The sequence below is a fragment of the Halomonas sp. DP5N14-9 genome, assembly GCF_019802175.1.
Classification (GTDB): Bacteria; Pseudomonadota; Gammaproteobacteria; order Pseudomonadales; family Halomonadaceae; genus Halomonas; species Halomonas litopenaei.
In genome coordinates this window covers 143,809-157,715 of sequence record NZ_JAHVHR010000013.1, presented here as the reverse complement: position 1 = coordinate 157,715, position 13,907 = coordinate 143,809, and the positions used below count along the sequence as shown (strand labels likewise).

Genomic DNA, 13,907 nt, shown 5'->3' with positions numbered 1-13,907 from the left:
GAGACACACCATGGCAGTGACGCTTACCGGCGTACTGAAAGACCCCTATGGCCAGCCGCTGCCCGGGGCGACCATTCGCTTTGACGCCGTCAGGACATCCACCACCGTCCTGAACCACATCCGTGCCGAGGCTATCACCGATGCCCAGGGCGACTACTCCATCTCCGTCGAGGTGGGTCGCTACGACGTGCGCGTGATGCAAGGCCGGTCATTCCTCGAGCTCGCCAAGAACCTGGAAGTGCGTGCTGACTCCACCGCCACCGATCTCAATGAACTGGTGGTCGAGTGGCAAGGCGAACAGGACCTGACGCCTGGCATCGTGATCGAGTTCCGGGCATTGGTGGACGAAGCCCGCGGATACCGGGATGAGGCTGCAAGCTCCGCTGATTCAGCATCAAGCGATGCCGAAGCCACGGCAGCAGACAGAATCCAGACAGGTCAGGACGCCCAGGCCACCGCTGCAGACAGGCAGCAGACAGGGCTGGACGCCCAAGCGACGGCCGCCGATCGACAACAAACAGGCCTCGATCGCCTAGCAACATCCGATGACCGACAGTACATCGACGGGCGCGTCACCCATGTGAACGATCAGGTCGATCACATCGATAGCCAGCGTCAGGCAGTTGATACTGCGGCTGGCAACGCTGCGAACAGCGCCAGTGCCGCCGATGGACACGCAACCGATGCCGGCGACTCCGCCCTAGAGGCCCAACACTGGGCCCAATACCCGAACGATACACCGGTGCCAGAGGGTGACGGCTCCCAGTTCTCCGCCGCTCACTGGGCGGAAGTTTCCCGGCAGCGTGCCGTTAACGCCATGGTCGCCCAAGGCGCCTGGGATGCGAGCACCGGCTCCCTGCCGCCCGAGCCGACTGGGGCCAGCTACTGGCTGGTCACTGGCGCGGCGAATGGCGAGACCATCGGCGGTGTCGAGTACCGCAACAAGGACATGCTGCTCTGGACGCCCAACGAGAGCGGCGGTGGTGGCACTTGGTCGAAGATCGATAACACCGACAGCGTCGCCAGTGTTGCCGGCAAAACTGGCGCCGTCACGCTCGTGCCGGGAGACGTTGGTGCAGATCCCGCTGGAACAGCTTCATCTGCCGTCGCGACACACGAGGCAAAAAGCTCTGCTCATACTCCCGCACAGGTCGGCGCCGACCCAGCGGGCTCAGCCGAAAGCGCTGAGCAGGCCGCCAAGGACCACGCTGACACCAAGGCCAGCGAGGCTCAGGCCTACGCAGTACAGCGCGGCAACCACACCGGCACGCAGCCGCTGAGCACTATCTCAGATGCCGGGACGGCGGCTGCAGCCAACGTGGGTACCGGTGCGAATGACGTTCCCAAGACATCCCAGGCTGATGCACGGTATGCGCGGCTGTCCGGGGCGAACGATTTTGACACGATGCCTACGGTAAATGGGCATGACATGATCGAATCGGACAGCAACGATGATGGTGAGTGGACCCGTTGGGCGGATGGAACTCAACACTGTGTTGCAGAAGAAGTCTTTGTGGAAGACATAACTGACATGTGGGGGGATATTTCGATGGGGCCACTGGGGCGTAATCTTACTTTCCCTGTTCCCTTCGTCTCTCCCCCCAATTTTCTGGGCTCGATACTCAACACCACTACTGGGGGGCTTATATTGTGTGGTCACATATCGGAAGCATCTAATACGGCAAGCGGAGGCATGCGACCAGTCAGGGGTACTCCCTTATCAGGACTGACAAATAAGTACCTAGCTTTTGCTTGGGGCTATTGGAAATAATTAAGGAAGGGCACAGATGAAAATAAAGTTACTGGCAACTGCGCAGGCGCCCGACCGCTACTCCTTCTCCCAGGAAATAGTTGTTGCAAATGAGGCAGGTCACGAAAAAGCATACGACCTGTCTTCCTTCCCTGAGGGCGGGGGGTTCAAAGAGGCAGAAAAGCTGCCGTCAGGGGCTCAGGCTATCCGGTGCATTGAGCGCGTTAACGGGGAGCTATACGTAACCCTCGTACAGAAAGTTATAGCCGGACAATACCCAGGCCGCAAAGCCCACTGGCGAGAGTCGCCCATCATCGACGCCGACGACTACGACCCCAATACCTGCTACGTCATCCCCACCGGCATGGCTGGCGTAGACGATTACGAGATTGTCCAAGGCGTGGATGTCGCCGGCAACACAGGCTGGACGGTTCGCAAGAAGGAGATCGCAGATGGGTAACGTGTACTGGATTCCGCCCAAGACCGAGGCTGAAAAGCTGGCGGAGGCTCAGCAGGCTGCAATGCGCCGCGTCAATGCGGCGTACGAGGCCGAGCTGGCCAGCATCCGCAGCGAGTATCCCGAGTCTGAGCAGATGACTTGGGACAAGCAGGAGCGCGAGGCACGGGCGTTTCTGGCTGACTCAGCCACCGCCACGCCCCTACTGGATGCCATGGCCACTGGCCGAGGCATGGACAAGGCCGAGCTGGCTACGCGCATCATCGCCAAAGCCGATGCCTGGATGCAGGCAAGCGGCCTGGCAACAGGGAAGCGCCAGGCTCTTGAGGATCAGGTAAAGGCTGCAGAGACAGTGGAAGCGGTTGAGTCGATAGGCTGGGAGTAACGATGCAACTATGGGTGACCTTGCTTCTTAAGCTTGGCCACCCTTTCCACAGTAGCTCTTTTCCTTCCAACGAATAGCCGATCTTCGCCGACAACCATATCTAAATTTATCTCATCAATTCTACCTTGATCACGGATCACCAATGGCGAATGTCGCTTCCCCTGTTGCACGGCCACTAAAACCATATCTGGGCAAATCGGTATAATAGAAAGCTTTGGTGGAGTCATGGGAGCAACAAAATCTCCTGCTTGAGATATAACAAGCTGCCATTTGACGTCAGGATTTTCAGATAAGAACGCCATAATATCCATCAGCATCTTCGACCCAGTATAGTCAACACCTCTAACTATAGCTCTGCCTCCTCTACTGACTATCCCAGTAATATTTCTTGACTCAAGAACATCTAATTCAACATCATTCAGGTCGCCGGCTGAGCAGCCAAATAATTCTTGATCTTCCAGCACATTCCTCGATAAGTAATCTTTTGCGCGCCAAGCAGCGTAATATTCGCTTGCAGCAGAATGACTTCTGAAGACACGCTCAGACTTACACCTGGCTATTTTATTGTGCAACCCCTTTTCATAGCTAGCAGCAACTTTCTCCGCACCATGGCTCCATTGCCGAGGCAACCATGACCCCCTCCAGCTTCGACTTTTCCTTTCAATTTTTTGCGCTGTTTCTGAGAAAACATAAAGATAGCCGCATGAAGAAAACTCAGAGATGATGCAACTCGACAAAATATGATGTTTGGTGCTAATCCCAAGCGATAGCGATTTATTGTGCTGCGGAGAAGGGTAATTATTCGTCATTAGTCGCCCTAGCTTCTGGTCAATACCTACGTCTCACCTGCCCCACTTCTGCCCGCTGGTCCTTCGCCAGCCGCCACACTCCATCGCTGATGCCGTGCTTGCGTGATAGCAGGTACTGCGGTGTGCCTGGTTCCCACCGGTCACCCGCGGGCTCGTCGCCCAGCCGGCAGCGCCCGCTGATCAGCCAACCCTGCCAGACAACGTGGTACTCGACCAGCCTGTCGATCGGCGGCGATGACCGGCTCAGGCCGAGCCAGCCCTTGCGCTCGAGGCGTTTGCGCCACTGGGTGATCCCGTACTCGCTCATTGGCACCACTGGGTCTTGCTGGCCCCTGGCCGGTGTGGCCGTGCGAGACAATCAGTACGGGCACGAGTCAGCTCTACGAAAAGTGGCGCTCAATCCGGTTGCAGTGAGTTCCGGATAGCCTCGTGGCCACATGAACGGCATTTTATGATGTAGCACCTCCCATGCGGGGCACCCGGCCGGATCTCGAACTGGCTCCACGGTGAGCGATCCGTGACGTTGAACTCGGCAGAGTGGCATTTCAGGCAGTACATTTCCCAGCCGCCTTCCACGGTCGCAAAATTGATCATCGGCATGTCCAACATGACTATCCTACGTCTAGCCTCCTAGTGCTTAGCGTAGAACATAATGTCAGCTTCTGTGCCGAAGCGGTACTAGCCGAGTAAGTCTGTGCAGGCTCAGCCGTCTGCCTGCTGACTACCAAAGACACCAGGCTCACGAGCACCGGGGCTCATTGAGATGGCGTCACAGCATGATGTCGTAGCTGACTGCCCACTTCAGCCATACCAGTCAGGCTGCATAGAGGCGCGCAGGTTCTTGTGGCCACAGGCCCTGCACGTAATGATGAAGCATCTGCCCCAAGGACCGTCTGGCACCACTTCGAAAAGCCTCCAGCCTTGCCGCCCTGTCTCCTGAAATTCGACGGCTTGGCAAACCAAGCACCGCATTTCCAGCCCGCTCTCCACAACCTGGTAACTGATCATCTGCGTGAGCATCCCTGTCTCCTGAAAACAAAGTGCTTGGCTCAGCGTAGATCAGAACGGTACGAGGTGCGATCCACAATCTACGATCTGCTATAACCTTTCCGCCATCGCCACTACCTTGCTCGCAACCCGAATCTAAGATGGTCGAAGACTATCCGGATGCAGCGATTTTCGTCGCGATACATGGCGGCATACGCGGCACCTGACGGTGTATCGTCCCCCATTTTTTGTTTCAGGCTGAATTTCGAATTGGAGCCACGGAGAATCTGAGTAGTGGTTAAACTCTAGCGTGTAACAGTTTCTACAGAACAGCTCCCATCCACCATCTACAGCTGTAAAGCTTATTATTTCTTCTCTCATGAGCCCTGCCCCTGCGAGCCAAAATTCACTGACCTGTGCTCGAACACGCCGCAACCAGGCCTTAAAACTATCTTTTTTCACTTCTCTATGCTGGTCCGAGCGTGAGCATCCCAATGCCTCAAAATACTGTTACACTCAGGAACATAGAGGACTTGGAGAGACGCTATGAATGTCACAACATCCATCAAGGTAGAAGCGCATTACAGCGAGATTGGATCAGAAATCGAGTGGGACATTGTGGAGTACAAGCCGGGTGCCCAACGACATGTACTTGATACACTCGAAAGTGAGGTTGATGCTCGCTGCAAAGCAGCCTGCATTGCCTTTGAGACTTATATGAAATCAGTGGGAATTTCTACCCAAAAATAGGCAATACATTATCTTTAACTATCTCCTTTCCCTGCGTCATCATTGTTGATGACCATCACGCCGCCTCTGTGACGTGAAGTATTCTATAACATCGATGAGAAGCATGCCAGTATGAGAAAATCGCCCAATTCTCACCCTGTTTCTATCATCTCGCCAATCGGTAGACTTAGATATAATTTCTATAGAAGACAGTATCTCCCTGAGCAGCTCTAACTTTTCCTTAAGCTCATCTTGCTCGCAACCATCAGTTTCTTCTAACAAAAGCGTTCCCGTTTCAGCAATTCATATAGTATATGCTGACATAGCAAAGCTCGTAGGACCACAACGTTGCTCACACCTGCACAATTCCGGAAAATCACTCCGTAAAAGTAATAAAAATCAACTAGACAACTCATAAAAGAAGCTAAGCAATGACTAGATTTCTAGTACATTGCTTGTAAAAATACCAGTCAGATGCTTTGCTAGACGCCTTTGTCCCGTTCCTAAGTAAAAGTCGTTGTCACCAAGAAATCTCACCGTACCTTGATATGGTCGCAATTTGGTCGCACAGTTAATGCCTGAGAGGCAGCTATGTCCAGCATTACGCAACTTTAAGTGACTGATTTTCATAAAAACCGCATTGCAAGCGCGGCCGCCAATTAGATCAGATCGAACTTAAAATCCCTCGGTGGCAACACCGTGCCGGTTCGAGCCCGGCTCCGGGCACCAACCCTATCGATGTCTTACGTGACTCACTCCCTCGATGACCTGCCTTGTGGTGGTGTTCTGGTCGCGTTCTGGTCGCGCAGCCCACTTTAGCCATCTAGCCGTTGGCGTTGCACGCCAGACGCTTTCCCTGCCCCGCCCCGTCTTTCATCGTCCTCTGATCGCCTTCTCGTCGCTTTCTCATCGTTCCCCACACCCTTGCTCATCGTTCCCTGCACCCTTGCTCATCGCTTGCGCCGAAATATCAATAATGGCGAATAAAGAAATACCTCCTATAGTGAATTGTGCCAGTTCAGTTCACGGACGGCAGAGCGCCATATCGCCTCGATGGAGTGAGCGCGGGCCTTCACAGGGTTCAGGGACGACTTCCAGGAGATGCCACATGAAACGCACGCTAGTCGGATCGACCATGATCGCCGCATTTGTGATGGCGGGCAGCACCTTCGCCATGGATTCGGAAGCCCTGCAGGAGCACATGCAGGAAATCGAGGAAAAAGCCCAGCAGAACAGCGAAGAGGACCGGGTGGAAGCCCTCGAGCAACAGGTCGAGGACCTCAAGGAGCTCATTCACAAGATGATGGAAGAGGACGCTGCCGCCTGAGCCTTTGGCGCTGAGTCCTGCCAAGTCATGACGTGCGGCCATAACGTGCGACCATGACTCACCATGATGAAAGGGGCCCCAGGGACGGGGCCCCTTTCCGTTGTCAGCCACCTGGTCACCGTCCCTCGAGACATCATTTGGCTCGGGACGGCACGCGAGCCTGCGTGGTAAACTTCACCCCCATTTTCATCAGCACTGCACGGTCTTCAGCATCTTGAGCGACAATGCTTCTCTACCCCGAGATCCCCTGCCCGACGATCTCGGACAGCGTATGACGGCGCCTCCCACCGCCCACCCTCAACCGGCTCGAGAGCCGGCCCCAGGCCGACAGAGAGGCTGAACCATGCTGCTCGGACGCCTGCGCGACCCTTTCATCAATCACCGCCATCGCCGCCTCTTCCACGTACTCCGGGTCAGTCTGGCACTGATCGTGACCTTTGCCATCGTCCAGACGTTCCCCTTCCAGCACAGTGGCTGGGCGCTGGTGAGCACGGTCATGGTGATGGGCAACCTTCCCCATATCGGGGGCGTACTGGACAAGGGGCGCCAGCGCCTGGCCGGCACCCTGATCGGCGCCGCCCTCGGCCTGGCGCTGATCATCCTCCCGCTGCCAGGCTGGGGAGTACAACTCGGCGCACTGATCGGCATCGCCATCGCCACCTGGGTGGTCTTCGGCGGTCGCCAGGCCTACAGCGGACTGATGTTCGCCATCAGCCTGCTGCTGGTGATCGGCGACGGCTCGCAACAGCTCAGCGTGGCACTCTGGCGAAGCGCCGACGTACTGCTCGGCACCCTGGTCGGCATCGGCGCCACCCTGGTCTTCCTGCCACACAAGGCCACCGACATGCTGCGCTTCCTGCTGGCCGACTGTCTGGATCGCATGGCACGGTTGTATCACACCCACACCAGTGCCACATCGGCACCGGGCGTCGATACCCAGGCACTGTTCAAGGCCGCCAGCCAATTGCTGGTCAAGCAGCGCGGACTGACCGACGCGGTCCACCGCGAAGGACGCCTGACCCGCGGCGAGGTCGATGAGCTGATCTCCTACCAGCGACGCATGCTGTCCACCCTGGAGCTATTGCTCGAGACCCACTGGACCACGCGCGCCGGTCACGAACAGATCGATGCCATGGCAGGACTGCGCGATCAGCAGCATGCCCTGGCGCGGGATCTCGGCACCCTCGCCTTCGAGGTGCGCACCGGACGCCCGGTCACGCTCGAGGTCACGCCCTTCGCGCTGGACGATTTCGCCGACCTCGCCTCCACGGCACGCGCCGAGGATGGCAGAATGCTGTTCAGCCCCAGCGGCTATCTCTGGCTGAACCGGGAGCTGGCCCGCCTGACCGAAGCGACCGCCCGCCGCCTGGGCGGACTCGAGCGGCTACCCAGCAGGCGCCTGCGCCGCCGCGCCCCCCGACACGGGCTCCACCGAGCCCCCTCTTTCGACCGCAAGGAAGGAACCACGCATGGCAAACGCCCCTCTTGACGTCCTCATCATCGGTGGCGGCGTCGCCGGTCTGGCGATGGCCCTGGAGATCGCCGATCGCCGGCCGGTCACCCTGCTGCGCCCCGGTGTCGAGGCGCAAGGTGCCAGTCGCTGGGCCCAGGGTGGTATTGCCGCGGTGCTGTCGCCTCAGGACGACATCGAGGCCCACATCCAGGATACCCTGATTGCCGGGGACGGGCTGTGCGATGAAGCGGCGGTGCGCTTCACCGTGGAAAACGGCCCCGACGCCATCGCCTGGCTGTTGAGCCTTGGCGTGCCCTTCACGCCGGATCCCGAGGCGGCCAGCGGTTATCCCTACCACCTCACGCGGGAAGGCGGCCACAACGCTCGCCGAATCATCCACGCCGACGACGCCACCGGCCGGGCCGTGACCGACACCCTGCTGGCCCGGGTGCGCGCCCATCCGCAGATCACGCTGCGCGACGACCTGATCGCGGTCGAACTGCTCACCGATGACCTGGGTGCCTGCTGCGGTGCCCGCTGCCTGGACGCCCACCAGCGTCCTCACGACCTTGTCGCCCAGGACACCGTCCTGGCTACCGGCGGCGCCAGCGGGCTCTACCTGCATACCACCAGCCCCGCCCCGGCCAGTGGCGAGGGCATGGTCATGGCCTGGGAGATCGGCGCCGAACTGATGAACCTGGAGTTCCAGCAGTTCCACCCCACCTGCCTATTCGATCCACAGGGACCGCCCTTTCTGGTCAGCGAGGCGGTAAGAGGCGAAGGCGGCCTGCTGCTGAACGTGCGTGGCGAGCGGTTCATGCCCGCCATCGATGAGCGCGCTGAACTGGCCCCGCGAGACGTGGTCGCCCGCGCCATCGACGCCGAGATGCAGCGCACCTCGAGCGACCATGTGCTGCTGGACATCCGTCACCTCGGCGACGCCGCCATACGTCACCACTTCCCCACCATCCACGCTCACTGCCTCACACGCGGCCTGGATATCACCACCCAGGCCATCCCGGTGGTGCCGGCGGCCCACTATAGCTGCGGCGGCGTCGCCACCGACCATCGGGGAGCCACGCGCGTGGCGGGGCTCTACGCCATCGGCGAAGTCGCCTGTACCGGACTGCACGGCGCCAATCGCATGGCCAGCAACTCCTTGCTCGAGTGCCTGGTCTACGCCAGATCCGCCGCTCGCCACCTGAGTGAGCCGGCGCCGGGACGCACCTTGACACCACGGCCGAGCGCAACAACCGGAGATCGACAGGTTTCCAGCGAGAGACTCGCCTCGTTGCGCCAGCGCGTCCGCCAGATCATGAGCGCGAGGGTCGCCATCGTGCGCCAGGACGAAGGGCTGGCCGAGGCACGCACGACCCTCGAGCAACTGGAATCGGAGTTTCATGACCTGACTCGGGGCGGCGCCGCGAGTGTCGAGCTGCACGCCTGTCGCCAGGCGCTCACTCTGGCCAGTCTGACGGTCGCCAGCGCCTGCACCAGGCGAGAATCCCGGGGACTTCACTACAATCCGGACTGCGCCCGCCACGCGGACCCGACACCGCAACCGTCACGCCAGATCAAACCGGCCTGAGGCAAGGTCGCCGGCCCTGCTCAGCTCACGGGCCCCGGCCGCCGCGACCATCGTCGTCCAGGTAACGGCTGTCATTGAAGGTGGCTACCCAGTGTGGGTGGTAGAACATCAGAATGCTCAGCAGCATGCCGCTGATAAAGGCCTCCGACGGCATCAGCAGCGGCAGGAAACGCGCGTACTCACTGGCCTGGAATAACGCTGACGGGTCACTAGCGCCGAGCCGCGTCAACCCCAGCACCGCGAGCCCCGAAGCCAGTGCCGACAACGCCGCGCACCAGAAACCGCCGATAAACAGAAAAACCATGGGATGAGATGGCAGCCGTCGATCAACCAAGCGCCATATCAGCACCGTCACCAGCATCGGTACCAGGCCGGTGACCACCAGATTGACGCCCAGCAGTGGCCAGGCGACGCGCCCGGTCAGCACCAGTGACAGATTGACCAGCAGACAGCTCAAGAGCGCCAGGGGGCCTCGAAAGACCAGCGTCATCAGAGTGGTGAACAGCAGGTGCAGACTGAGCCAATCGACCGCCTGGGCTCTTAGTTGCCACAGCATCGCCACCATCAGCGTTGCCGCCAGCCAGCGATGCTGCAGGCCAGTATCTTGAAAGAGGGCGCGCCAGGGACGCTGGAAAAGGGCAAGCACCAGGGCCGACAACGCCACCCCCGCGCAAACCCAGATCAGCCAGGGGGCAAGGATCACCTGAGCAAAGGACATGGCCCCTCCTCTTCCTGCTGCCTACCTGTGCGGGCGATTCCGGCTCGGTAGGCATGCCTGGGCGAGTGACCGGACCAGGCTTTCGACACTCCCTCGATCACCCATTCCCGCGCTCACCCGCTCCCACGCAAACCCACTCCCACGCTCCCCCACTCCCGCCCAGGCGCCGGGCGTCGAAAGAACGGCCGGCGCCCTTGATACCGGCTCAGGCAAAGACGACGGTCTTGTTGTCGTGGATCAGCACCCGATCCTCGAGGTGCCAACGCAGCCCCCGTGCCAGCACGGTCTTTTCTACATCGCGCCCGAAACGCACCAGGTCATCCGGCGTATGACAGTGACTGACCCTGTGAATATCCTGCTCGATGATCGGACCGGCGTCGAGTTCCTCGGTGACGTAGTGGCAGGTCGCACCAATCAGCTTGACGCCGCGCTGGTAAGCCTGGTGATAAGGCTTGGCCCCGGCAAAGGATGGCAGGAAGCTATGGTGAATGTTGATGACTCGCCCACTGTAGCGCTCGCACAGATCAGGCGGAAGAATCTGCATATAGCGCGCCAGCACGATACTGTCGGCCTCGGACGCCTCGACCAGACGCTCGACCTCGGCGAAGGCGGCACTCTTGTCGTCTGCCGAAACCGGCACATGATGGTAGGGAATACCGTGCCACTCGACCATCTTGCGCATGTCGTCATGGTTCGAAATCACCGCCGCGATCTCGCAATCGAGCTCTCCAGCGGTCCATCGATACAACAGATCCACCAGGCAATGAGATTCCCTGGAAACCATCAGCACGACGCGCCGCTTCTGACGAGTGTCGCGCAGCGCCCAGTCCATCTCGAATTCACGCGCTACCGGCGCAAAGGCCTCGCACAGGGCTTCCTTCGACATGCCGATGGAGTCGGCCAGGATTTCGTAACGCATGAAGAAGCGACCAGAGGCCAGGTCCGAGTGCTGATTGGCCTCGGTGATGGAACCACCGTGGCCAGCAATGAAGTTCGACACCCTGGCGACAATACCCAGTCGATCGGGACACGACACGACCAGACGATAGAAATGGGACATAACACCTGTATCCTTGGACCAACGCTCGGTGACCAACCTTGCACCACCATGGGGAGGGGCGATGAGCACGCCCGTTCGGGGCATGCATTGTAGCGAAAAGTGAGATGGCGAACGACCGCTGCACGGGTCCTTTGACCTCTCGCGTTGAGTCGTGCGCGGTCGATCCCGTATAGTGAAATGAACACCGTCCACGATGCCGAGCATGATGCCGATTCCGCGAGCCCAGATTCGACCACGACGCCGCCCACCGGTGCATTTTCTGCCCCTGGGAGGCTGTGGCGAGATCGGCATGAATCTAAGCCTGTACGGCTATCAGGACGCCTGGATTGCCGTCGACTGTGGCATGCTTATTCGCCAGGACCTTCCAGGTGAGCCGCTCCAGGTGCCGGACACCTCGATACTGGATACCCGCGGCATCCGTCCGCAGGCGCTGCTCATTACCCATGGCCACGAAGATCATATCGGTGCCGCCGCCTGGCTATGGCCACGCTGGGCCTGCCCTATTCTGGCGACCCCTCTGGTCGCCGCCATGTTGCGCGTCAAGTTCAGCGAACGGGGACTTCCCACCGACGCGATAGACGTCATCGAACCCGGGGACGCCAGGGACATCGCAGGGTTTTCCCTTCGTTTCCTGCCGCTGACCCATTCCATCCCGGAAAGCTGCGCTCTGCTCATTCAGGCAGGCAACTCGCGCATCCTGCATACCGGCGACTGGAAACTGGACCCAGAGCCGCTGATCGGCCAACCGGTGAACGAAGATCTGTTTCGCGCCCTCGCGCCGGTCGATCTGGTGGTGGGTGATTCCACCAATGCCAACGTGGCCGGCCATTCACGAAGTGAAGGCGAGGTCGCAAGGGCCATGGTGTCTACCATCTCCCGCTGCCAGGGCCGCGTTGTCGTTTCCTGCTTCGCCAGCAATCTGGCACGGGTCCTGGCCATCGGCCGCGCCGCTGCTCGTTGCGGACGCCGGGTCAGCCTGCTCGGGCGCTCCATGGAGCGCATGGTGGGCCATGCCAGGCAACTGGGCTATCTCGACGACTTTCCTGCGCTGGTGCCCGTCAGCGACCTGGGCTATCTACCACCCGAGGAAGTGCTGGTTATTGCCACGGGGAGCCAGGGCGAACCCCGCGCCGCGCTGTCGCGCCTTGCCCAGGGAAGGCACCCCCACTTCGAGCTGACCACTGGCGATACCGTCATCTTCTCGGCCAAGGCCATTCCCGGCAACGAGCACCTTATCGAGAGGCTCAAGCGCGGCCTGGCGCGCTTTCAGGTCACCATCATCGATGATACCAGCCACCCCGAACTGCATGCCTCCGGGCACCCCGCACAGCAGGAACTGGAACGCTTCTATCGCTGGCTCCAGCCGACCAGGCTGCTGCCGGTCCATGGCGAGGAAAACCATCAGTCAGCTCATCAGGAACTGGCCTCTCGCCTGGGCATCGAGGCTCCGCTGGCACCTCGCAACGGCGATCTGATCCGGTTCGACCAGGGCGGCCTGACCCGCGAGGAAAGCTTCCCTCTGTCTCAGTGCATCATCGAACGCGGGGGCATCGACCGGCGTCAATCTCCGGCACATGCGCGCAATCGCCACGGCGTACTCTTCCTCGCCATCAGCCTGGTAGCGACCGACACCGGCTGGGCCAGAATTGGCCGGCTGATGATCGACTCAAGCCAGACCAGCCCCCTGGACGAGGACAATTTCATCGACTGGCTCGACGAACAACTCGACGACCTGGCCGTCGATACCCTGTCGGCGCTCCGTCGTGGCCTCTACCCTCGTATTCAGGCCTGGCTGGGCGAACACTTACAGCGTCTGCCACAGGTCGAACTCCAGTTGATGGCGAGCGATATCGAAGGCATCGCCGGCGACGTCTGAGCCTCCCCCCTATAAACAAAACAACCGGCCCTGGACGTTTCCAGGGCCGGTCGCGGCTCGACGTTCGCCGTACTTGTGGCCGTGCCGTCACCATTCACGCGCTTTGCGTCATGCACGCGCCTTGGTGACACAGCGGCCAAGCTGCACTGGCGACGCGACACGTCCGTGCAAGGTCAGGTCAACCGAACTCGCGTGACCACACCTGCGCCAGCAGAATCACTTGGCGTTCTTGGGCGGACGTCCACGCTTGCGCTTGGGCTGCTCCGATACGAGATCATCCAGCGACAGGCCGGCTTCGGTGATCTGCTCACGGATCTCCGCCAGCTTCTGGGCCTTCTGCATCTCTTCTTCCTGGCGCTGGCGCTCCTCGTCGCGCTTCTGATCGATGACCTCCTCGACCACTTCCGCCAGTTTTTGCAGCTGTTCCATGCTCAGTTGACGAGCCGCTGCCCGTGCCACGTTCTTGTTTCTCGCAATGCGTTCCAATGATTCGCTGGACATAGCTCACTCCATAGCTTTGACACCAAGCGGCGCACGCCGCAATTCACTTGAAGAAAAGTATATGCAACCGGCCACTCTTGGCAAGAAATGCTGGAGATTTTTCCTTGTCAATTACCGAAATATTGGCGGTCTTTATACGTCAACAGCGAGCTCATTGGACGAGCCCAGTCACCCCTTGACCGGTCAATATTGGTTGAAACGCTGACACCTCGAGGAAAAAAGACAGCGGCCAGGATACAAAGAGCGGGCGCCCAAGGCGCCCGCGCA

13 protein-coding genes are annotated in these 13,907 nt (G+C 59.8%); 8 read left to right on the top strand and 5 right to left on the bottom strand.

What is annotated here, in order from left to right; genetic code table 11:
* Positions 1-10: 10 nt before the first annotated feature.
* Genes KUW00_RS09475 through KUW00_RS09465 form a run of 3 tightly spaced genes read left to right on the top strand, consistent with a single transcriptional unit; the run spans position 11 to position 2,592 of the window.
* On the top strand, positions 11-1,771 hold the full coding sequence (locus tag KUW00_RS09475; protein WP_222568902.1) for a prophage tail fiber N-terminal domain-containing protein: 1,761 nt from the start codon (positions 11-13) through the stop codon (positions 1,769-1,771).
* 16 nt (positions 1,772-1,787) lie between these two features.
* Entirely contained in the window at positions 1,788-2,210 is a 423-nt protein-coding gene (locus tag KUW00_RS09470; RefSeq protein ID WP_222568901.1) for a hypothetical protein, read from the top strand.
* Complete coding sequence (locus KUW00_RS09465; protein ID WP_222568900.1) at positions 2,203-2,592, top strand: hypothetical protein; 390 nt, start codon at positions 2,203-2,205, stop codon at positions 2,590-2,592. Before KUW00_RS09470 ends, KUW00_RS09465 begins: the two co-directional genes overlap by 8 nt.
* A gap of 8 nt (positions 2,593-2,600) precedes the next feature.
* On the opposite strand, the gene KUW00_RS09460 is transcribed toward KUW00_RS09465, so the two are convergent.
* A complete protein-coding gene (locus KUW00_RS09460; protein ID WP_222568899.1) occupies positions 2,601-3,401 on the bottom strand; it encodes a hypothetical protein in 801 nt (266 codons plus the stop codon).
* A 19-nt stretch (positions 3,402-3,420) separates the two neighbouring features.
* Positions 3,421-3,708 (bottom strand): hypothetical protein, encoded by a 288-nt coding sequence (locus KUW00_RS09455; RefSeq protein WP_222568898.1) that lies wholly within the window; start codon positions 3,706-3,708, stop codon positions 3,421-3,423.
* A 1,226-nt stretch (positions 3,709-4,934) separates the two neighbouring features.
* Between KUW00_RS09455 and KUW00_RS09450 the strand changes: the two genes are divergently transcribed.
* From KUW00_RS09450 to nadB, 4 genes are all read left to right on the top strand, one after another.
* On the top strand, positions 4,935-5,138 hold the full coding sequence (locus KUW00_RS09450) for a hypothetical protein (protein WP_213227044.1): 204 nt from the start codon (positions 4,935-4,937) through the stop codon (positions 5,136-5,138).
* Positions 5,139-6,225: 1,087 nt separating this feature from the next.
* Complete coding sequence (locus KUW00_RS09445; RefSeq protein WP_045994191.1) at positions 6,226-6,444, top strand: hypothetical protein; 219 nt, start codon at positions 6,226-6,228, stop codon at positions 6,442-6,444.
* 343 nt (positions 6,445-6,787) lie between these two features.
* Positions 6,788-7,933 carry an FUSC family protein gene (locus tag KUW00_RS09440; protein WP_222568897.1) on the top strand — a complete coding sequence of 382 codons (1,146 nt, stop codon included), beginning with the start codon at positions 6,788-6,790 and terminating at the stop codon, positions 7,931-7,933.
* The gene (gene nadB / locus KUW00_RS09435) at positions 7,914-9,485 is read left to right on the top strand and encodes an L-aspartate oxidase (protein ID WP_124804848.1); all 1,572 of its coding nucleotides are present in this window, start codon (positions 7,914-7,916) and stop codon (positions 9,483-9,485) included. Before KUW00_RS09440 ends, nadB begins: the two co-directional genes overlap by 20 nt.
* Positions 9,486-9,510: 25 nt before the next feature.
* Here nadB and KUW00_RS09430 read toward each other — a convergent pair whose 3' ends face one another.
* Together KUW00_RS09430 and purU are read right to left on the bottom strand one after the other, a co-directional pair.
* A complete protein-coding gene (locus KUW00_RS09430; protein WP_045994194.1) occupies positions 9,511-10,203 on the bottom strand; it encodes an energy-coupling factor ABC transporter permease in 693 nt (230 codons plus the stop codon).
* Between the two features lie 205 nt (positions 10,204-10,408).
* The gene (gene purU, locus KUW00_RS09425) at positions 10,409-11,263 is read right to left on the bottom strand and encodes a formyltetrahydrofolate deformylase (RefSeq protein ID WP_045994195.1); all 855 of its coding nucleotides are present in this window, start codon (positions 11,261-11,263) and stop codon (positions 10,409-10,411) included.
* A gap of 289 nt (positions 11,264-11,552) precedes the next feature.
* On the opposite strand from purU, the gene KUW00_RS09420 reads away from it, so the two are divergent.
* Complete coding sequence (locus KUW00_RS09420; RefSeq protein WP_222516510.1) at positions 11,553-13,139, top strand: ribonuclease J; 1,587 nt, start codon at positions 11,553-11,555, stop codon at positions 13,137-13,139.
* A 216-nt stretch (positions 13,140-13,355) separates the two neighbouring features.
* Here KUW00_RS09420 and KUW00_RS09415 read toward each other — a convergent pair whose 3' ends face one another.
* The gene (locus KUW00_RS09415) at positions 13,356-13,640 is read right to left on the bottom strand and encodes a hypothetical protein (protein ID WP_045994196.1); all 285 of its coding nucleotides are present in this window, start codon (positions 13,638-13,640) and stop codon (positions 13,356-13,358) included.
* Positions 13,641-13,907: the final 267 nt, after the last annotated feature.